The organism is Roseobacter sp. AzwK-3b (assembly GCF_000170875.1).
In the GTDB taxonomy this organism is placed as follows: domain Bacteria; phylum Pseudomonadota; class Alphaproteobacteria; order Rhodobacterales; family Rhodobacteraceae; genus Roseovarius; species Roseovarius litoreus.
Map to the genome: position 1 here is coordinate 41715 of NZ_ABCR01000011.1, position 19498 is coordinate 61212.

At 62.8% G+C, this 19498-nt stretch carries 20 protein-coding genes; 10 read left to right on the forward strand and 10 right to left on the reverse strand.

Going from position 1 to position 19498, the window contains the following annotated elements:
* Positions 1–185: 185 nt before the first annotated feature.
* Positions 186–3494, reverse strand: a complete 3309-nt coding sequence (gene carB / locus RAZWK3B_RS16675; protein WP_037296152.1) for a carbamoyl-phosphate synthase large subunit — start codon at positions 3492–3494, stop codon at positions 186–188.
* Between the two features lie 187 nt (positions 3495–3681).
* On the opposite strand from carB, the gene RAZWK3B_RS16680 reads away from it, so the two are divergent.
* Positions 3682–4806, forward strand: a complete 1125-nt coding sequence (locus tag RAZWK3B_RS16680; protein ID WP_037296135.1) for an aminodeoxychorismate synthase component I — start codon at positions 3682–3684, stop codon at positions 4804–4806.
* A 115-nt stretch (positions 4807–4921) separates the two neighbouring features.
* On the opposite strand, the gene RAZWK3B_RS16685 is transcribed toward RAZWK3B_RS16680, so the two are convergent.
* Positions 4922–6151 carry an SAM-dependent methyltransferase gene (locus tag RAZWK3B_RS16685; RefSeq protein ID WP_037296136.1) on the reverse strand — a complete coding sequence of 410 codons (1230 nt, stop codon included), beginning with the start codon at positions 6149–6151 and terminating at the stop codon, positions 4922–4924.
* A gap of 246 nt (positions 6152–6397) precedes the next feature.
* Between RAZWK3B_RS16685 and aspS the strand changes: the two genes are divergently transcribed.
* A complete protein-coding gene (gene aspS / locus RAZWK3B_RS16690) occupies positions 6398–8176 on the forward strand; it encodes an aspartate--tRNA ligase (protein ID WP_007817205.1) in 1779 nt (592 codons plus the stop codon).
* A gap of 121 nt (positions 8177–8297) precedes the next feature.
* Positions 8298–9014, forward strand: coding sequence for a GNAT family N-acetyltransferase (locus tag RAZWK3B_RS16695; RefSeq protein WP_037296153.1), 717 nt, complete (start codon positions 8298–8300; stop codon positions 9012–9014).
* Positions 9015–9027: 13 nt separating this feature from the next.
* Here RAZWK3B_RS16695 and RAZWK3B_RS16700 read toward each other — a convergent pair whose 3' ends face one another.
* Positions 9028–9750, reverse strand: a complete 723-nt coding sequence (locus RAZWK3B_RS16700; RefSeq protein WP_007817210.1) for a response regulator — start codon at positions 9748–9750, stop codon at positions 9028–9030.
* Positions 9751–9897: 147 nt separating this feature from the next.
* On the opposite strand from RAZWK3B_RS16700, the gene mce reads away from it, so the two are divergent.
* Together mce and RAZWK3B_RS16710 are read left to right on the forward strand one after the other, a co-directional pair.
* Positions 9898–10302 (forward strand): methylmalonyl-CoA epimerase, encoded by a 405-nt coding sequence (gene mce, locus RAZWK3B_RS16705; protein ID WP_007817212.1) that lies wholly within the window; start codon positions 9898–9900, stop codon positions 10300–10302.
* Positions 10302–10628, forward strand: coding sequence for a DUF1467 family protein (locus tag RAZWK3B_RS16710; RefSeq protein ID WP_007817214.1), 327 nt, complete (start codon positions 10302–10304; stop codon positions 10626–10628). The genes mce and RAZWK3B_RS16710 overlap by 1 nt, the downstream gene beginning before the upstream one ends.
* A gap of 144 nt (positions 10629–10772) precedes the next feature.
* Here RAZWK3B_RS16710 and RAZWK3B_RS16715 read toward each other — a convergent pair whose 3' ends face one another.
* The 3 genes from RAZWK3B_RS16715 to RAZWK3B_RS16725 form a co-directional block, all read right to left on the reverse strand.
* Positions 10773–11489 (reverse strand): EI24 domain-containing protein, encoded by a 717-nt coding sequence (locus RAZWK3B_RS16715; protein WP_037296138.1) that lies wholly within the window; start codon positions 11487–11489, stop codon positions 10773–10775.
* Positions 11486–12064, reverse strand: coding sequence for a nitroreductase family protein (locus tag RAZWK3B_RS16720; RefSeq protein WP_007817219.1), 579 nt, complete (start codon positions 12062–12064; stop codon positions 11486–11488). The genes RAZWK3B_RS16715 and RAZWK3B_RS16720 overlap by 4 nt, the downstream gene beginning before the upstream one ends.
* Before the next feature lie 100 nt (positions 12065–12164).
* Positions 12165–12410 (reverse strand): DUF8831 family protein, encoded by a 246-nt coding sequence (locus RAZWK3B_RS16725; RefSeq protein WP_007817221.1) that lies wholly within the window; start codon positions 12408–12410, stop codon positions 12165–12167.
* A gap of 118 nt (positions 12411–12528) precedes the next feature.
* Between RAZWK3B_RS16725 and RAZWK3B_RS16730 the strand changes: the two genes are divergently transcribed.
* From RAZWK3B_RS16730 to RAZWK3B_RS16745, 4 genes are all read left to right on the forward strand, one after another.
* Complete coding sequence (locus RAZWK3B_RS16730; protein WP_007817223.1) at positions 12529–13236, forward strand: M48 family metallopeptidase; 708 nt, start codon at positions 12529–12531, stop codon at positions 13234–13236.
* Positions 13236–13601, forward strand: a complete 366-nt coding sequence (locus tag RAZWK3B_RS16735) for a YigZ family protein (protein WP_007817225.1) — start codon at positions 13236–13238, stop codon at positions 13599–13601. Before RAZWK3B_RS16730 ends, RAZWK3B_RS16735 begins: the two co-directional genes overlap by 1 nt.
* A gap of 86 nt (positions 13602–13687) precedes the next feature.
* A complete protein-coding gene (locus tag RAZWK3B_RS16740) occupies positions 13688–13954 on the forward strand; it encodes a DUF6455 family protein (protein WP_037296156.1) in 267 nt (88 codons plus the stop codon).
* A 36-nt stretch (positions 13955–13990) separates the two neighbouring features.
* A complete protein-coding gene (locus tag RAZWK3B_RS16745) occupies positions 13991–14272 on the forward strand; it encodes a DUF6455 family protein (protein ID WP_007817229.1) in 282 nt (93 codons plus the stop codon).
* A 34-nt stretch (positions 14273–14306) separates the two neighbouring features.
* Here the strand turns inward: RAZWK3B_RS16745 and RAZWK3B_RS16750 are convergent, their stop codons facing one another.
* From RAZWK3B_RS16750 to rimO, 4 genes are all read right to left on the reverse strand, one after another.
* Positions 14307–14696 carry a thiol-disulfide oxidoreductase DCC family protein gene (locus RAZWK3B_RS16750; protein ID WP_007817231.1) on the reverse strand — a complete coding sequence of 130 codons (390 nt, stop codon included), beginning with the start codon at positions 14694–14696 and terminating at the stop codon, positions 14307–14309.
* Between the two features lie 74 nt (positions 14697–14770).
* Positions 14771–15082, reverse strand: coding sequence for a divalent-cation tolerance protein CutA (gene cutA / locus RAZWK3B_RS16755; RefSeq protein WP_007817232.1), 312 nt, complete (start codon positions 15080–15082; stop codon positions 14771–14773).
* Between the two features lie 159 nt (positions 15083–15241).
* Positions 15242–15892 (reverse strand): PAQR family membrane homeostasis protein TrhA, encoded by a 651-nt coding sequence (gene trhA / locus RAZWK3B_RS16760; RefSeq protein ID WP_007817233.1) that lies wholly within the window; start codon positions 15890–15892, stop codon positions 15242–15244.
* 82 nt (positions 15893–15974) lie between these two features.
* The gene (gene rimO / locus RAZWK3B_RS16765) at positions 15975–17354 is read right to left on the reverse strand and encodes a 30S ribosomal protein S12 methylthiotransferase RimO (RefSeq protein WP_007817234.1); all 1380 of its coding nucleotides are present in this window, start codon (positions 17352–17354) and stop codon (positions 15975–15977) included.
* Between the two features lie 105 nt (positions 17355–17459).
* Between rimO and RAZWK3B_RS16770 the strand changes: the two genes are divergently transcribed.
* A complete protein-coding gene (locus tag RAZWK3B_RS16770; RefSeq protein WP_007817235.1) occupies positions 17460–19442 on the forward strand; it encodes an AsmA family protein in 1983 nt (660 codons plus the stop codon).
* Positions 19443–19498: the final 56 nt, after the last annotated feature.

Here is a 19498-nt window from a genome sequence, read left to right on the forward strand (position 1 = left end):
TGCGGTTTGGGCGGGCGCATCAGCATCCGTCAGCCGCACATAATAGAAAATTTGCGCCGCGCAATCCCAAATTTCACAAAAATCCATGCACCCGGTGCAGGGCTGCCGGGATGGCACATCATGGCTCGCATCGGCGCCGGGTGGCGCCGATATTTATGCATCATTATCAGTGCCTTGGTGCAGGTTTACGCGGCGGGTCTGGCCGGCCCTTGCAGCGGCATCACTTTCAGCTCGCCCTCTTGGCGTGCCTTTATTGCCATAGCTGCGGCATGCGCACCGGCGCCGGTCGTGAAATACGGGATCTTGTCATAAAGCGCGACCGACCTGATTTCGCGGCTGTCCTCGACGGCCTGCGCACCTTCGGTCGTGTTCATGACCAGTGCGATCTGCCCGTTCTTGAGCATGTCCACGATGTTCGGGCGCCCCTCATAGACCTTGTTGACCACCGCGCAATCGATGTCCTGCTCGGCCAGAAACGCCGCCGTGCCACGGGTCGCGATCAGATCAAAGCCCAGATCGGTCAGTGTCCGTGCCGCCTCGATCAGTTGCGGTGTCTTGTCCGAATCCTTGATCGAAAAGAACACTGTGCCGCTGTCCGGCAGGTCTGTGCCCGCGCCCATCTGCGCCTTGAGGAAGGCGCGCGGGAAGGACACATCCCACCCCATCACCTCGCCGGTCGAGCGCATCTCGGGGCCAAGGATTGTATCCACACCGGGGAAGCGCGCAAAGGGCATGACCGCCTCCTTGACCGAAAACCACGGCATCGCCGGATCGGCCAGAGTCATCTGGTCGGCCATCGGCAAGGTGCCGGGTTTGGTGTCCGCAGGGTAGGGGCCCCGATAGGGGAAGTTCGACATCGGCTCGCCCGCCATCAGCCGCGCCGCGATGGATGCAATGGCCGAGTCGGTGGCCTTGGCCACGAACGGCACAGTGCGGCTGGCGCGCGGGTTCACTTCGATCAGATAGATGTCGTCACCCTTGACCGCGAATTGCACGTTCATCAGCCCGACGACATTCAGCGCCCGGGCCAGTGCCTCGGTCTGGGTCTTGATCTCGGCGATGGTTTCGGGACGCAGTGAATAGGGCGGCAACGAACAGGCGCTGTCCCCCGAATGCACACCCGCTTCCTCGATATGCTGCATGATGCCCGCCACATGCACGGTCTCGCCATCGCAGAGCGCATCGACATCGCATTCGATGGCCCCCGAAAGGTACCCATCCAGCAGCACCGGACTGTCGCCCGACACGACCACGGCCTCGGCGATGTAGCGTTCCAGATGCGCCATGTCGCGCACGATCTCCATCGCGCGCCCCCCCAGCACATAGGACGGGCGGATCACCAGCGGGAAACCAATCTCATCGGCGATGGCCAGGGCCTGCTTGTCGGTGCTGGCGATGCCGTTCTTCGGCTGCTTGAGACCCAGCTGATTGACCAGCGCCTGGAACCGCTCACGGTCCTCGGCCAGATCGATCGCGTCCGGCGAGGTGCCGAGGATCGGGATGCCTTCGGCCTCCAGCGCCTTGGCCAGTTTCAGCGGGGTCTGCCCCCCGAATTGCACGATCACCCCATGCAGTGTGCCGTTCTCCAGCTCGACGCGCAGGATTTCCATCACATGCTCGAACGTCAGCGGCTCGAAATACAGCCGGTCCGAGGTGTCGTAATCGGTCGACACGGTCTCGGGGTTGCAGTTGATCATGATCGTCTCGTACCCTGTGTCGCTCAACGCGAAACAGGCGTGACAGCAGCAATAATCGAACTCGATCCCCTGACCGATCCGGTTCGGGCCGCCACCAAGGATGACCACCTTCTTGCGATCACTGGGGCGTGCCTCGCACTCCACCTCGCCCATCATCGGCGCTTCATAGGTCGAATACATATAGGGCGTCTGCGCCTCGAATTCGGCGGCACAGGTGTCGATCCGCTTGAACACGGCCGTGACCCCCTCGGCCACCCGGCGCCGGCGCACATCGGCCTCGGTGAAGCCGGTCAGCTTGGCCAGCCGCGCATCGGTAAAGCCCAGCATCTTCAGACGGCGCAGCCCGGCAGCATCTTTCGGCAAACCGCTCTCGCGGACCTGTTCTTCCGCTTCCACGATCTCGCGGATGCGCGCCAGGAACCACGGATCATAGGCGGTGGCGGCCTGAATGTCGTCATTGCTCAGCCCGTGGCGCATGGCCTGCGCGATGGTGCGCAGCCGGTCCGGCGTCTGCTTGCTCAGCGCCTTGATGACGGCGGCGCGCTCCGGTGCCCCCTCGATCTCGATCTCGTCGAACCCGCTCAGGCCCGTCTCCATCGAGGCCAGCGCCTTTTGCAGCGACTCGTGGATCGTCCGGCCAATGGCCATCGCCTCGCCCACCGATTTCATCGCCGTGGTCAGATGCGGCTCCGAGCCGGGGAATTTCTCGAAGGCAAAGCGCGGGATCTTGGTGACGACATAGTCAATGGTCGGCTCGAAGCTGGCGGGCGTCACCTTGGTGATGTCGTTGTCCAACTCGTCCAGCGTATAGCCCACCGCCAGCTTGGCGGCGATCTTGGCAATCGGGAAGCCCGTGGCCTTGGAGGCCAGCGCCGACGAGCGCGACACCCGCGGGTTCATCTCGATGACCACCATACGCCCGTTTTCGGGGTTGATCGCCCATTGCACGTTCGACCCGCCCGTCTCGACCCCGATCTCGCGCAGCACCGCGATGCTCAGGTTGCGCATGATCTGGTATTCCTTGTCGGTCAGCGTCAGCGCCGGGGCCACGGTGATCGAATCTCCGGTATGCACGCCCATCGGATCGACATTCTCGATGGCGCAGACGATGATCGCGTTATCGGCCTTGTCGCGCACCACCTCCATCTCGAACTCTTTCCAGCCAAGCAGCGACTCGTCGATCAGGATCTGGCTCACCGGCGAGGCATCCAGCCCCGATTTGCAGATCCGCTCGTAATCGTCACGGTTATAGGCCACGCCACCGCCTGTGCCGCCAAGCGTATAGGCCGGGCGGATGATCGCCGGCAGACCCACCGTATCCAGCGCCGCCATCGCCTCGTCCAGCGTGTTGGCGATGGTGGCCGCCGGGTTCTCGATGCCCAGCCGGTCCATCGCTTCACGGAACAGCTTGCGGTCCTCGGCCATTTCGATGGCCTGACGGTTGGCCCCGATCAGCTCGACGCCGTATTTGTCCAGGATGCCCATATCGGCCACCGCCAGCGCAGTGTTGAGCCCGGTCTGACCGCCCATCGTGGGCAGCAGCGCATCGGGGCGTTCCTTTTCGATGATCTTGGCGACGATCTCGGGGGTGATCGGCTCGATATAGGTGGCATCCGCCAGTCCGGGATCGGTCATGATCGTGGCCGGGTTCGAATTGACCAGGATCACCCGGTACCCTTCCTCGCGCAGCGCCTTGCAGGCCTGGGCGCCCGAATAGTCGAACTCGCAGGCTTGGCCAATGATGATCGGACCCGCCCCGATGATCATGATGGACGAGATGTCTGTTCTTTTCGGCATGGTGATCCCCGGGCAGCTGATCGGGCGCGGGCGCTTGCGGCCTGCGCACAAATTGTTGGCGGTTATATCCATCACGCGCTGGCTTGCAAGGGGCATCGCAAAACCGGCCGCAAAGGCCGCTTTTGACAGTGCCATTTCCCGTCATTGGCCCTATCTCTTCGCCAGATACGCAGCAGGGACAGCCGCTTTGCAGATTCGTTTCGATCATGGGCCGGATGCGCGCGCCGCAGTTTTCGCCCGGCCCCGACGCATCATTGCCGCCCGCACCGCCGACGAGATGCCTCAGGCGCTCGCGGCGCTCGATGCGGCGCGTGCGCAGGGTGCCTGGCTCGCGGGCTTCGCAAGCTATGACGCGGGCTATGCGCTCGAGCCGCGCCTGATGCCTCTGATGCCGCGTGATCGCCGCCTGCCCCTGCTCCAGTTCGGCGTGTTCGACGCCCCCCTTGCGGCACCGCCGCTGGCGGCCGGTCCCGTGGCGCTGCATGACATGACCCCGCACTGGTCCGCCGAGGATTACGCCGCCGCCTTCGATCAGGTGCACGCCTATATCTGCGCCGGTGACATCTACCAGGCCAATCTGACCTTCCCGATCACCATGCGCGCCGAAGGCACCCCCGAGGCGCTCCATGCCGCCCTGACCCGCATCCAGCCGGTTCGCTTCGGCGCCTTGATCGAGGCTCCGGGCCTGCCCGCGATCCTGTCTCGCTCGCCCGAGCTGTTCTTTCGCACGGATGCCGCCGGCCGGATCGAGACGCGGCCCATGAAAGGCACCCAGCCCCGCAGCGACGATCCAGCCGAGGATGCGCGCCGCCGCGCCTTTCTGTCTTCCGATGAAAAGAACCGCGCCGAAAACCTGATGATCGTGGATCTTCTGCGCAACGATATCAGCCGCATCTGCCGGCCCGGCAGCGTGTGCGTGCCCGAGCTCTTCAAGGTCGAAACCTACGAGACGGTGCACCAGATGACCTCGCTCGTGGCCGGACAGATGGCCGCAGATACCTGCTTGTCGGACATCTTCCGGGCGCTCTTTCCCTGTGGCTCGATCACCGGCGCGCCCAAGCTGCGCGCGATGCAGATCCTTGCCGAACTCGAACCCGCCCCGCGCGAGATCTATTGCGGCACGATCGGCTGGGCCGCGCCTGATGGCCGCGCGGAATTCAACGTGGCGATCCGCACGCTTATGCTCGAAAACGGCGGCGCAACGCTGAATGTGGGCGGCGGCGTGGTGCATGACAGCACCGCCGCCTCGGAATACGAAGAGGCGCTCTGGAAGGCCCGTTTCGCCAGCCGCCTGTCCTCCGCCTATGCCTGACCGGCGCCTGTCGCGCCGGCCCGCAGATTGAAGCGTTCCGCGAAAAGCCGTGCTTTGTTCAGCCAGTGTACGCGGTACGCCTTTGGCTGATGCCTCAGGTTTAAGGCGGAACGCTTTATTCCGCCGCGTGCTGCATCGCCCGGACATCGTCGCGGTAAAGATAATCGCGCGTCAGCGGCACGGCGTCCTGCTTCGGTGACAGCTGGAACTGGAACACCACCTGTCGGTTGAGCCTGAATGTCAGCTCGCAGGCAATCAGGTAATAGCGCCACATCCGGCAGAACCTCTCGTCATAAAGCGCGCGGGCCTTGTCGATATTGGCCATGAACCGATCATGCCAATGGCGCAGCGTCTCGGCGTAATGCAGCCGCCAGATCTCGATATCGGTGGCGATAAAATGCTGCTTTTCGATGGATTTCAGCGCCTCGGACATCGAGGGCACATAGCCGCCGGGAAAGATGTATTTCGCGATCCAGGGGCTTGTCACCCCCGGCGGGTCGGCCCGCCCGATGGTGTGGATCAGCGCGATGCCCTCGGGATCAAGCCGCTTTTTCACCGTTCTGAAATACTCATCATAATGCGGCACGCCCACATGCTCGAACATCCCCACCGACACGATCCGGTCGAATGTGCCTTCGAGCTTGCGATAATCCATCAGCTCGAACCGCGCCTTGCTCGCCAGCCCGGCCTGTTCGGCCCTTGCATTGGCCATGGCGTGCTGTTCGCGCGACAGCGTCACGCCCAGAACCTCGGCGCCATAGTCGCGCGCCAGTGTCAGCCCCATGCCGCCCCAGCCACAGCCGATATCCAGCACCCGCATCCCCGGCTCGATCAGCAGCTTGTCGGCGATATGGCGTTTCTTGGCCTCTTGCGCGGCCTCCAGCGTCATGTCCGGTTCGCGGAAATAGGCGCAGGAATATTGCCGGTCAGCGTCGAGGAAAAGATCGTAAAGCGCGCCGGACAGATCGTAATGATGCGCCACATTGGCCTGCGCGCGGCCCATCGGGTTGAACTGTGCGACGCTGCGCATCACATGCCGGCCCATCTCCAGCGGCCTGCGGAACCATGGCTGGCCATTTTGCGCGATATTGCGGATCGCCAGCCCCAGAAATCCGTAAAGATCGTCGTCCTCGATCGTCAGCCGCCCGTCCATATAGGCTTCGCCCACCGCCATATCCGGCGAGATGACGATCTTTCGCGGCAAGCTCACGTCATGCAGCGTCACCGCCACCGTCTGCCCCGACCCGTCGCCGTAACGGCGCGTCACGCCGTCGGGAAAAGTGATTTTCAGGTCTCCACTGCTGAACAGATGCAGCAAAAGCCTGTCCAATACCGTTGTCCACATGTCCCATCCCCATTGGTTTGCGCCGTTTCTGGCGTCGTGTCCGGTGATGCGAAACCTGCCGACCTTTCCCCCCGAAATACGGGGTTTTTGCTCGATATCGGGTATTTTTGCCGACAAATGTCTGTCTGTAAATGATTTTGCACAATACGAGCCGGTTGCGCATCCGCCCGCCCCTTGACTTTGGCCCGCCGCCAAGGTGTATCGGCCCGAACCAAGCCACGCAGCCCCCGGGCCAGAGAGGACGCCATGCACGCATATCGCAGCCACACCTGCGCCGAACTCGACACATCCAACGTCGGTCAGACGGTCCGCCTGTCCGGGTGGGTTCACCGCATCCGCGACCATGGCGGGGTGCTGTTCATCGATCTGCGCGACCATTATGGCATCACTCAGGTTCTGTGCGATCCCGACAGCCCCGTGTTCGATCAGGTAGAGCGCGTCCGCTCGGAATGGTGCATCCGTATCGACGGCGATGTGAAGGCCCGCGACGCGAGCCTCATCAACGCCAAGATCCCCACCGGCGAGATCGAGGTGTTCATCCGCGACATGGAGGTGCTGGGCTCCGCCAAGGAACTGCCGCTGATGGTGTTCGGCGATCAGGAATACCCCGAGGAAACCCGCCTGCGTCACCGCTATCTCGACCTGCGCCGCGAAGAGATGCAGCGCAACATGACCCTGCGCTCGGACGTGGTCGCCTCGATCCGCCGCCGCATGTGGGACAAGGGCTTCCGCGAATACCAGACACCGATCATCACCGCCTCCTCGCCCGAGGGCGCGCGCGACTTTCTGGTGCCCTCGCGCCTGCATCCGGGCCGCTTTTATGCGCTCCCGCAGGCGCCGCAGCTCTTCAAGCAGCTCATCATGGTGTCGGGCTTCGACAAGTATTTCCAGATCGCGCCCTGCTTCCGCGACGAAGACCCCCGCGCCGATCGCTCGCCCACCGATTTCTACCAGCTCGACCTCGAAATGAGCTTTGTCGAGCAGCAAGACGTGTTCGACACGATCCAACCCGTGCTCGAAAGCGTGTTCGAGGAATTCGGCCCCGGCCACAAGGTCGACAAGCACTGGCCGCATATCTCGTATCGCGATGCCGCCTTGTGGTATGGCACCGACAAGCCCGACCTGCGCAACCCGATCAAGATGCAGGACGTCTCCGAGCATTTCCGCGGCTCCGGTTTCGCGATCTTCGCCAAGCTGCTGGAACAGGACGGCACGCAAATCCGCGCCATCCCCGCGCCCACGGGGGGCAGCCGCAAGTTCTGCGACCGCATGAACGCCTTCGCCCAGAAAGAGGGTCTGCCCGGCATGGGCTACATCTTCTGGCGCGACGGCGAGAACGGCATGGAAGCCGCGGGTCCCCTGGCCAAGAATATCGGCCCCGAACGCACCGAGGCGATCCGCCTGCAGCTTGGTCTGGGCAAGGGCGATGCGGCCTTCTTCCTCGGTGGCAAGCCGCAAAGCTTCGAATCGGTCGCTGGCCGCGCTCGCACCGTCATCGGCGAGGAGCTGGGCCTCACCGACAAAGACCGCTTCGCCTTCTGCTGGGTGGTCGATTTCCCGATGTACGAAAAGGACGACGAGACCGGCAAGATCGACTTCTCGCACAACCCCTTCTCGATGCCGCAGGGTGGGCTTGACGCGCTGTCGGGCGATCCGCTCGAGGTGCTGGGCTTCCAGTATGACCTTGCCTGCAACGGGTACGAGCTGGTGTCGGGCGCGATCCGGAACCACAAGCTCGACATCATGATCAAGGCGTTCGAGCTGGCCGGCTATGACGAGGCCGAAGTGCACAAGCGCTTTGGCGGTCTGGTCAACGCGTTCCAGTATGGCGCGCCGCCCCATGGCGGCTGTGCGGCGGGCATCGACCGGATCGTGATGCTTCTGGCCAATGAACAGAACATCCGTGAGGTCATCATGTTCCCGATGAACCAGCGCGCCGAAGACCTGATGATGAACGCCCCCTCCGAGGCCAGCAGCGAACAGCTGATGGAGCTTGGCCTTCGGGTGATCGAACAGCAGGATTGACCGGCCCCGACGGGGCTTGCCAACCCAAGCTTATGGCCAAGGGCGCGCAGACAGCGCGCCCTTTTCTTCATCTGCGCACCCGCTTAGCCTGTGCCGTGCCGTCCCCGTGAAAGGAAAGCAGATGACAGATCGCCCCGTCGGTCCACCCGTTCCGGGATGGCAGGCGCCGCCCCGTCCCGGACCTCTGCACATGGAAGGACGCCATGCCCTTCTGGAACGGCTGTCCGAGGCCCATGCGGCGGAGCTTTTCGACGCGTTCAAGGGCCATGATCCGGTCTGGGATTACATGCCTGTCGGTCCTTTTGCCGCGTTCGCGGATTTTCGCACGTGGCTGACGGGCGCTGCCGCCGGTGATGACCCCCTGTTCTATGCGATCCGGGATCGCGCGGGCGGCCCTGCAACCGGGGTTGCGTCCTTTCTGCGGATCGATCCCCGCGCAGGCTCGATCGAGGTGGGGTTCATCGCCATGTCCCCCGCATTGCAACGCACCCGTATCGCGACCGACGCCATACACCTGATGATGCATTGGGCGTTCGATGCGGGCTATCGCCGCTTCGAGTGGAAATGCGACGCGCTCAATGCCCCGTCGCGTCGCGCTGCCCGACGCTTCGGTTTCGTGTTCGAGGGTGTCTTTCGTCAGGCCACCATCGTGAAAGGGCGCAATCGCGATACCGCGTGGTTCTCGGTGATCGACCGCGACTGGCCCGCGCTGCGCGCGTCCTATGACACATGGCTCGACCCCGCCAATTTCGATGCAGACGGCCTGCAACGGCATCGGCTGAGCGACCTCACCGCGCCCCTTGTGGCGGCGGTTGAGGCCGCTCTGCGCAAACTCTGACGCGCCTGCGCCCTCAGATCGCCGCGCGGCCCTGCAACCTGTCGCGCACCATCGCATTGAGATGCGCCAGCACGGCCAACTCGTCGCCCGGTGCACCGCGCTTTCGGGTCTGCGCCAGCGCATCGGCGGCATCCGCAAGCTGCGTGTCGCGCGCCGAGGCGGCAACCCCGCCCAGAAACTGCGCCACGTAATCCAGAACCTGCCCGTCCTTGTCATCTTCCAAAAGGTCGGCCGCATGGGTCATGTCCTCGTGATAGGCGGCGGGATCAGGGCGAATCGGGTCCTCGTCCACATGGCGTGGACCAACGATCTGGCGCTCTTGGGGCAGATGCGCGATAATCGCCTGCTGAAACTGCATCACGCTGTCCAGCGGCTTGACCAGACAACCATCCGCCCCCGCCTGGGCGGCCAAGTGCGGCGCACGGTCGTCGCCGCTCATGCCCAGAATCACCCCGACCCGCGGTTGCGCCTCGTTCAACTCCGCGATCAGGTCCAGCCCGGACCCGTCCGGCAGGCCGAAATCCACGATCACCGCCGACGGGCGATAGACCTGCAGATGCCGCCGCGCCGAGGCGAGGCAATCGGCCCGGCGCAGCCTTGCGCCGCTGCGCATACACAACAGCCGCATCGCCTCACTGGCAAAGCGGCTGTCCTCGACGATCAGAATGGTCAGCCCCAGAAGCGGGCGGGTGGCGGTGGGCAGCCCGTAGGGCTGAGGGGGTGTTCGGTCATCCATGGGTGCGATCTCCGGCAGCTGTTATGGACCAAGGCTAGGCCGAAGGTGGCTAATGAATGGTTAACAGGCAGGTTGCGTCCCCCTGTCGCTTGCGCCGCGCGCCCTGCACCCCCATAACATGCCATAATGCTATCGGAGGACCAGACCATGATCGGACGCCTGAACCACGTTGCCATCGCCGTGCCGGATCTCGACGCCGCGGCTGAGCAGTATCGCAGCGCGCTTGGCGCCGTGGTTGGCCCGCCGCAGGACGAACCCGATCACGGTGTGACCGTGATCTTCATCGAACTGCCGAACACCAAGATCGAGCTTCTGTATCCTCTGGGGGATGACAGCCCGATCAAGGGCTTTCTCGAAAAGAACCCCTCGGGCGGCATCCATCACGTCTGCTACGAGGTCGAGGACATCCTCGCCGCCCGTGACAAGCTGAAGGAAAGCGGTGCGCGCGTTCTGGGCACCGGAGAGCCGAAGATCGGCGCCCATGGCAAGCCCGTGCTGTTCCTGCACCCCAAGGATTTTCAGGGGACGCTCGTGGAACTGGAGCAAGTCTGATGAGCATCGCGTCCGCCATTGTTCTCTTCATGGTCATCTGGTTCATGACCTTCCTGATCGTGATTCCCATCCGCATCCAGACCCAGGGCGACCTGAACGAGATCGTGCCCGGAACCCATGCCGGTTCGCCTGAACATCATCACCTGCGCAAAAAGGCCTGGATCACCACCGGCGTGTCCTTTGTCCTGTGGGTGATCGTCGGCGGCACGATCATCTCCGGCGTGATCTCCGTGCGTGACATCGACCTCTTCGAGCGCATGGGGCCGGGGGGCAGCATGTGGTACAGCGAATCCAAGGACGCGCCCGTTTCCGCTCCGGCTGACTGATTTCGGGCGGCTTATTTCGTCCTGAACGGCGCGCGTTTTGTACGCAACTCTGCGCGCGCCCTGTTAATCGGGGCGGTTTCGGTCCCCGATACCGACGTGATACCGACGTTTTACCGACGCGATACCGAAGCGGGTTTTGTCAGGTTAACCAATGGCTTGCGCTGATTCGCCCCGGCCTTTGTCGAGCCGGTGGTAAATATGGGTAAATGTCGCCGCCCCGATGATCGGAACCACCAGATTCAGGATCGGCACGGTCAGCGGCACCGCCATCAGAACCCCCGCCATCCAGATCAGCGCCCCATGCCTGCGCCGCATATCCTTCGCCGCGCGCCGCCCGATCCGCCGCATGGCGACCACGGTGAAATACTCCCGTCCCAGCAGGAACCCGTTGACCGCGTAAAACAAGGGCAATCCGGCGATCGGCAGCAGCAGCGTCACCACCAGCGCCACGATATTCGCCGCGATCAGAACGCCCATCGCCGACAGCCCGTCGACGATCTCATCCGTCAGCGGCGGGCCTTGTACCTTGGGCAGGCCGGGATAGTGCCGGTCCTCCACCGCCTCGGCGATCCGGTCGAGAAACATCGACACGAAGGCCGACGCCACCGGCACCATCAGGAACACCGACAAGACGATCATCAACGCGAGAAAGGCCCAGCTCAGAACATTGTCGACCCACTGCACCTCCCCCAAAAGGGGCAGGGTAACCGCGTCCCCCACCAGCCATCCGACACCCCAGACCAAGAGCGCTGTGATGGCCGCGAGCAGCCCGAGTGTCAGACCAATTCCGCGCCAAAGAATCTTGCGGAAACGTGGGTCACTCAATTGGGCCAACGCCTTGAAAAAAGATGTGAAAATCATTCCGACATCCATGTGGTTATCTGCTCGAGATCCGGGCGTGGGCGCTCTGGCGGGAGCGCTGTTTCAGTGCCCAGATGGATGAACCCCGCCACCCGCTCATGGGTCTGCAGGCCCAAGCCGACTTCTGCGAAACCGCGATCATGCGCCGGCCATCCGCTCAGCCAATTGGCACCCCAGCCCGACGCCAGTGCCGCGTTGAGCAGCGCAAGGCACACGGCCCCCGCTGAATAGGTTTGCTCGATGGGCGGAATTTTCTCCGACGGCGTCTGAACTTCGATCACCGCCACCGCAAGATGGCTGTCGTCGAATTGCCTGCGCCCCTTGGCGACATCCGCCTCGTCGCGGCCCAGTGACTTGCCGCGCGCCTCCGCCAGATCCGCCAGCCGGTCCAGTGCTGCACGTTCCAGCACGATGAACCGCCAAGGCTCGAGCTTGCCATGATCCGGAGATCTTGCCGCCGCTGTAAGAATCGGGATCAACGCGTCGCGATCGGGAACCGGCAGACCAAGGGTCTTGGCGGGGCGGGAACGGCGGCTCAGAAGAAAGTCGAGGGCGGCTTGATTGCGATCTGGCATGGTGGTCCCGGTGCTATGACATTCTGCTGCTCTATGTCGTGTGACCGGGCAACAGGGTCAACCCCGCCAACCGCGATCCGACAAGACCGCCGGGTATCCGTCAGCCGTTTCGCTTGGGATTGTTCAGCGTATAAACCCCTTCGGGCAAATCCAAAGCCGCGCCCAGATCGCGCAATTGGCCCATGGACAGCGTGATTTTCTGCATGCTGTCGGTTCTTGGGTCGTATTGCTCGATGGTGACGCATTCCTCGAAAGCGTTGATGACCACGTCCTCCTGCAGGGGCGCGGGGGCATCGTCCACAAGCGTGATGACGGTCGAGTCGAATTCATGTTCAATCGAAAACATACCCGCAGCCTACCCACTTGGCAGGTCTTTGCAACCGCGCTCATCTTGCCGTGATCGGTGCTGCAGGGGTCGCGATAATCTGCTAAGACGTTGCCCTGTCAATCTGATGAGGATGTCTATGCGCTGGATTGCCGTTTTATGCCTGACCCTTCTTGCCGGATGTGTCTCGACGCCTGTGCCTCAGGCACCGGGGACGCCGCAGCCCAAACCGGCGCAAGCCCCGGCGACGCCGACCCGCGCCAAGGTGGATCAGTTCGTCGCGGTCGTCCAGACGGTCGAACCTGTGGCCGAGCAGTTCTGCACGGCGCAGACGAACCCGGGCACCAATTGCGATTTCCAGATCGTGATCGACGACCGGCCGGGGCAGCCGGTGAATGCCTATCAGACGCTTGATCGTAACGGTCGCCCGATCATCGCCTTCACGCTTGCGATGATTGCCGAGGTTCGCAATCAGGACGAGCTTGCATTCGTGATGGGCCATGAGGCGGCGCATCACATCGCCGGCCACATCCCTCGCCAGCAGCAGAACGCCATGGCGGGCGCCATCCTTCTGGGCGGGTTGGCGACGCTGTCGGGGGCGACCGGCGATGCGGTCCGGACGGCATCCGATCTGGGTGCATCGGTTGGCGCGCGCAGCTATTCCAAAGAGTTCGAGCTGGAGGCCGATGCGCTTGGCACGGTGATCACCAAGCGCGCAGGTTACGATCCGGTGCGCGGTGCCGAATTCTTCACCCAGATCCCGGATCCCGGTGACCGGTTTCTTGGAACCCATCCGCCGAACGCGCAGCGTATCGAAACCGTCCGGCGTGTCGCATCACAGCTGTGATGCGGCAGCTCTCCGGCGTCATCGTCGACCGTGGGTCGAAATACGCGGTGTCCGGTGGGCCGGCTCGCACCCGAGACGAGGTGGACGCCTTTCTCAAGAAGCTGAAAAAAGACAAGAAATTCGCCAAGGCCACGCATAACACATGGGCGGTTCTGCTGGAGGACGGCGTGCCGCTCAAGGGCGACGATGGCGAGGCAGGCGCAGGCATGGTGATCCTGCGCATGTTGGAACGCGAAGACCTGCGCGCGCATGTCATCGTCGTGACGCGCTGGTTCGGCGGCAAGCATCTCGGCGGTGACAGATTCCGCCATGTGCAGGAGTGTGTCCGCGCCTATCTCGACGATCTGGGCAATCCGCAGGCTTGACTCAGGTCAAGGATAAGCGCGCGGCGCTGCGTTAGCCTCTGTGTCAGGCGCTCGCGGATCAGGGGTGCCCCAACATGGAGGCTCTGATGCCCGAAAACACTACGCTCAAGCGACACGCTGCCTTGGTTGACCGGATGGCGAATACCGTCGGGATTGATCTCGAAGAAAAGCTGATGGCAGGCATGCTCGATGTCGATACGATCGGTGATGCCGTCTTGAACTGCACCGGCTGCAGCAGTCCCGGCGATTGCGAACGCTGGTTGGATGCGCATTCCCACGGGGCCGATGCTCCGCCGTCGATCTGTCGCAACACCGAACTTTTCGAACGCCTTCAGGCGGGTAAGCACGCCTGAATTTCGTCCCAAGATCGAAGAGGAGCTGGACATATCATGACCGCTCATGTCGCCTATCTTGGCGATCCGACCAAGCATTTCTGGCTGACCCGGTCGGTCGCCCGAGCGATGAACCTCAACTTGTCCGAGGCGATGGCGCATGGCTACCTGTCCGCACGGGCATATAGTGACATGATAACGCGATGCCGGACCTGTCAGCATGTCGAGAGCTGCGAATTGTGGCTGGCCTCAAGCGCTGGTGGCGCGCAATGCGCCCCTGGCCATTGCGCGCATGCCGATATTCTGAACGATCTGGCCGACCGCATGGGGACTGGTTGAGCCAGCCTGATCTGTTCGCAGATATGCCTGACTGTCAGGAGTTCCTGTCGGCTGCTTGCAATCGCATCACGCGGCGACGGTGCCGAGTATACAAGGCCGGCGCGAGGATGTGATCGTATATAGCGGCGGCCAGTTGGCGGATGATGGGCAAACCGACGAGTTTCGCAAGGGGCCGATACCGCGGCATCCGGCGCCACAGGACCAGAAACGCATCAATCCCCGCGTAGACCTGTCCATCATGTAAAACATGCAGTCGTCGGGCGGCGGCATCCTTGTCCACGCCGTAGCGTGCAAGGTCGCAGTCGTTCAGATCGTCGAACCTGATCGCAAGGCCACGCGCGGTGCTATAATTGGCATAGTGGCTGATCTCGTAATTGCAAATCGGGCAATCAGCGTTGAACAGAACGCGGGTATCGTCGGACATCGTGGCACTCCCTTGTGGAGAGTCAACTATTGCAGCCGAGCGGTTCGTCCAGAGGTCTGCGCTGCTCTGTCGCGTCAGTCGCCGCCGGTTTCCTCCGAGACCCAGGCCTCGGCATCCGAGCCGGCCGATATTTCCTGCCAGGTAATGACCGGCAGATCATAGGGGTGCTCATCCTCCAGCAGCGAAATCAGGCTGGCACGATGGGCGGTGCGGGTCTTGAGGGTCAGACCGACCTCGGTCTCTTCCTCGATCCGACCTTGCCAATGAAACAGGCTGAGAATGCCGGGGGTTATGTTTGCACAGGCGGCCAGACGCGCCTCGAGCGCGCTGCTGGCCAGCATGCGTGCGGTATCGAGATCGGGACAGGTTGTGTGCACTTGGATCATTGCTGGCCTCATGAGGTTATGTCGGGTCAGCCTAAAGCGTTTCGCAAAAAACCTGAATCACAGATTTTCGCGGAACGCTTTAGCGGTGGGAACGTCCCCTGTTAAGAGCAAGCGGTGCGCGACTGGAAACCCGGTGTGGCCATGCCTGTCCGCGCAGCCTTATCCGTTTTGTGCAAGGGCTGCGGAAATACCGATGAAGAAACAGGCCGACGCGATCACGATGAAGCCATGCCAGATGGCATTCGAAAAGCGCAGGCTTTCCCAGCAGTAAAACACCACGCCCGCTGTATAAAGCAGCCCGCCTGCAACGATCATCGCAAGGCTGAGGCCCGGCAGGACGGCGCTCAACGGCACCAGCAAGGCCAGCCCGGCCCAGCCAAGCGCCACATATGGCACCCATCCTGTGGTCATCTTGCCCGGCGCTGTCATCAGTTTGGCGCCCGCGCCGATCAGCGCGCAGGTCCAGACAATCGCAACCACCACATAGCCGAAGGCGGTTCCCAGAAAAACGGCAAGCGGGGTGAATGTCCCGGCGATTTTCAGATAGATCGCCGCATGATCCAACCGGCGCAGAAACGGGCGCGCCGATGTATGCGCGGCCATGTGATAGGCTGCCGAGGCCGTCAGCATCAGCAGCAGCGCGGCACAATAGAGGACCGTTGCCGCCAGTGTCGCGCCATCCATCGTGAACGCCCAGACCGCGAACAGCAGCGCGATACCGACAATCGCCGCGCAAATGCCGAAGATATGCACAAGCGCGTCGGCAATGCGTTCGGCCCGGGTATAGGCGGGATAGGACAAAAGGATCATCCTTGCTGTGCGACATGCCCAGTCTAGCAAGCGAATACCGGCATGTCTTGCGCTGTGACACTCCGCTGACGTAGCGGCAGGTTCAGCCCCGCAGCGTCAGAGATCCCCAGAGATCGTAGTCTCCGGCCTCGTCGACCTCGACGGTGACGATGTCGCCCACGCTCAGCCCCTCGGTGCGCTCGTCGATGAACAGGCAGCCGTCGATTTCAGGGGCATCGCCCTTGGTGCGGCATGTGGCGATACCGTCTTCGTCGATATCGTCCACGATGACCTGCTGCACCGATCCAACCTTGGCGGCCAGTTTGGCTTCGGAAATCGCCTGAGCCTTTTCCATAAAGCGGTCCCAACGGTCCTGTTTGACCTCTTCGGGAACATGATCGGGCAGCGCGTTCGAGCGCGCGCCAGCGACATTTTCGTATTTGAAACACCCGACACGATCCAGCTGCGCCTCGTCCAGCCAGTCCAGAAGTGTCTGGAATTCCTGTTCGGTTTCGCCCGGGTAGCCGACGATAAATGTGGATCGCAAGGTGATGTCCGGGCAATCGCTGCGCCATGCTGCGATCTCGTCCAGTGTGCGCGCGGCGGCCGCGGGGCGGGCCATGCGCCTGAGTGTTTCGGGGTGGGCGTGCTGAAACGGAATGTCGAGGTAGGGAAGCACCAGCCCTTCGGCCATCAGCGGAATGAGGTTGCGCACATGCGGGTAGGGATAGACGTAATGCAGCCGCACCCAAGCGCCGAGGCGTCCCAGATCACGCGCCAGATCGGTGATATGGGCGCGGTGACCATTGGCCTCGGCGTGCTTGATATCGACCCCATAGGCGCTTGTGTCCTGACTGATGATCAGCAGCTCGCGCACGCCGTTTTCCACCAGCTTCTGGGCTTCACGGATCACGGCATGGGCCGGGCGGCTCGACAGTTTGCCACGCATGTCGGGAATGATGCAGAACTTGCACTTGTGATTGCAGCCCTCGGAAATCTTGAGATAGCTGTAATGGCGTGGCGTCAGCTTCACGCCGCTGGCCGGTAGCAGGTCCACGAACGGATCGGGCGAGGGCGGTACCGCCGCGTGCACGGCATCCAGCACCTGTTCATATTGATGGGGTCCGGTCACCGCCAGCACGCGGGGATGGACGCCGGTGATGTAATCGGGTTCGGCGCCAAGGCAGCCGGTCACGATCACGCGTCCATTTTCGGCAAGGGCTTCGCCGATGGCCTCAAGGCTTTCGGCCTTTGCGGAATCGAGAAAGCCACAGGTGTTCACGATCACCGCATCCGCGCCGGAATAGTCGGGCGAAATCCCATAGCCCTCGGCTCGCAAACGGGTCAGGATGCGCTCGCTGTCAACCAAGGCCTTGGGACAGCCCAAAGAGACCATGCCGATCGTCGGCTGGCCGCTGCGCGGCATTTCGGTCACGCGGGCGCGGGCAAGGTCGGGGCGCAGATCGGGCGGGTTGGTGCTCATGTCGCGGCATATAGTCGACAGGCGCGCGCACGGGAAGGGAAAACCGGTTGTTTGCGCGGGACCATGCGCTTACATTTTAGGTAGCATCGGGTAAAGGGGGCTGACATGCGGTGGGTGTTGCGTTTGGTCGGGCTGGTGATCGTCTTGGTCGTGGTCGCCGTGGGTTCGCTGCTTTTGCTCCCCGGAGATCGGATCGCCAAGATCGCCGCCGAGCAGATCAGCACTGCGACGGGTCGTGATGTCATCTTTTCGGGGCGCACCACCATCAGTTTCTACCCTGTTCTGGGGGTCAGCACCGGCGAGGTGCTAGTCGCAAACGCAGGCTGGTCCGACGCGGGTCCTATGCTGGAAGCCGACAGCCTGAAGATCGGCGTGGAGCCGGTGGCGCTGTTCGGGGGCGAAATCCGGATCACCGGGCTTGAGGCGGTCAATCCCAGGGTTTTGCTGGAACGTGCTGCCGATGGCCGCGTCAACTGGGAAATAGGGGTCGAAGGGGTGGCGCCCTCGGGACAATCTTCACCTGGTCAACCCGCTGCCCGGTCGGAACGGCTGGCGCTGACGCTGGACCGCGCGCTGATTACCGATGCGCAAGTCACTTACAGCGATCATGGCACGGGCGAAACGCTGACCCTGCAGAACATCAATCTCGATTTGCGCTGGCCCGATTACGATGGCGCCGCCACGTTCGAAGCCTCGGCCAGGCCGGCAGGCTCGGTGGTGACCATCTCGGGCGAGCTGGATCAGGTCGGCACCTTCATCGCCGGGGGGGTGACCGATCTGCTTGCTACGATCAGCACGTCGGGCGGAACGGTGGATTTTGACGGGCGTGCGGGTGTTCTGCCGCAATTGGGCGGGCGGTTGAGCGCTGAACTGAGCGATACGGCGGCTTTTCTGGCGGCGTTTGGTGTCTCCGGTGTGGACATACCGCAGGGCATGGGACGCGCCATTTCGGTCGCGACGGACATGACATTGTCCGAGAACATGCGCCTGTCGCTGCGCGACTCCGCGCTTGCGCTGGATGACAACCGGCTGACGGGAGCAGCAGATATTTTCCTGGGCGGTGAGCGGCCTCGCCTGAACGCGCAGCTGACGGCCAGAAGCCTCGATTTCTCGGCGCTGGCGGCAGGGCAGGGCGCATCGGCCACATCCGGCACCGCGCAAAGCGGAAGCGGTTCAGGGGGCAGCTTGCCGACCGATGGCTGGCCCAAGACCGCGATCGATGCCTCCGCCCTCGGGCTGGCGGATGGAGAGGTGGCACTGGTGGCCGACAGCATCGATCTTGGTGATCTGAAGCTGGGCAAGACCCGCACCTTGGCGACCCTGACCCAATCACGCTTGGTCTTTGCCTTGCGTGAGGTGCAGGCCTATGACGGAAACATCACAGGCGAATTCGTGCTCAACAACCGGTCCGGCCTGTCGGTGGGCGGCAAGATGACGGCTGCCGGCATCAATCTCGAGACATTCCTCAGAGATGCGGTGGATATTTCGCGGTTCTCTGCAAAAGCCGATGGTGAAGTCAGTTTTCTGGGTGTTGGCCAGTCGCTCCATGCAATCATGAACAGCCTCGAGGGCAGCGGCGGCCTGCGCACCGGGCGCGGCGTCATCTCGGGGATCGACCTCGACAAGCTGATGCGCTCGGGCGATGTCAGTGGTGGGACAACTGTGTTCGACAGTCTGGGCGCCAGCTTCACGATGCAGGCGGGCAACCTTTTCAACAACGACTTGCTGCTCAGCCTGCCCTTCGCCAAAGCGCGTGGCGAAGGACGTATCGGGCTCGGCGCGCGGGACCTTGATTACACCTTCACCCCGACCTTGCTGGAGGGTGACACCCGCAAGGGGCTTGCGATCCCGGTGCGCATTCGCGGACCCTGGGCGAACCCGCGTATCACCCCCGATCTGGAAGCGGCGATCGATCTGAATTTCAAGGAACAGAAAGACGAGTTGAAGGCCAAGGCCAAGGAAGAGGTGAATCGCGCCGTCCAGAAGGAACTGGGCGTCACCGTTGAGCAGGGGCAGTCCGTGGAAGACGCCATCAAGAATAAGGTCGAGGACGAGTTGAAAAAGGAATTGTTCAAGCTGTTCGACTGACTGCAGCGTTCGGCATTAAACCTGAGGCATCGGCTAAAGGCGGAACGCGTGCAACG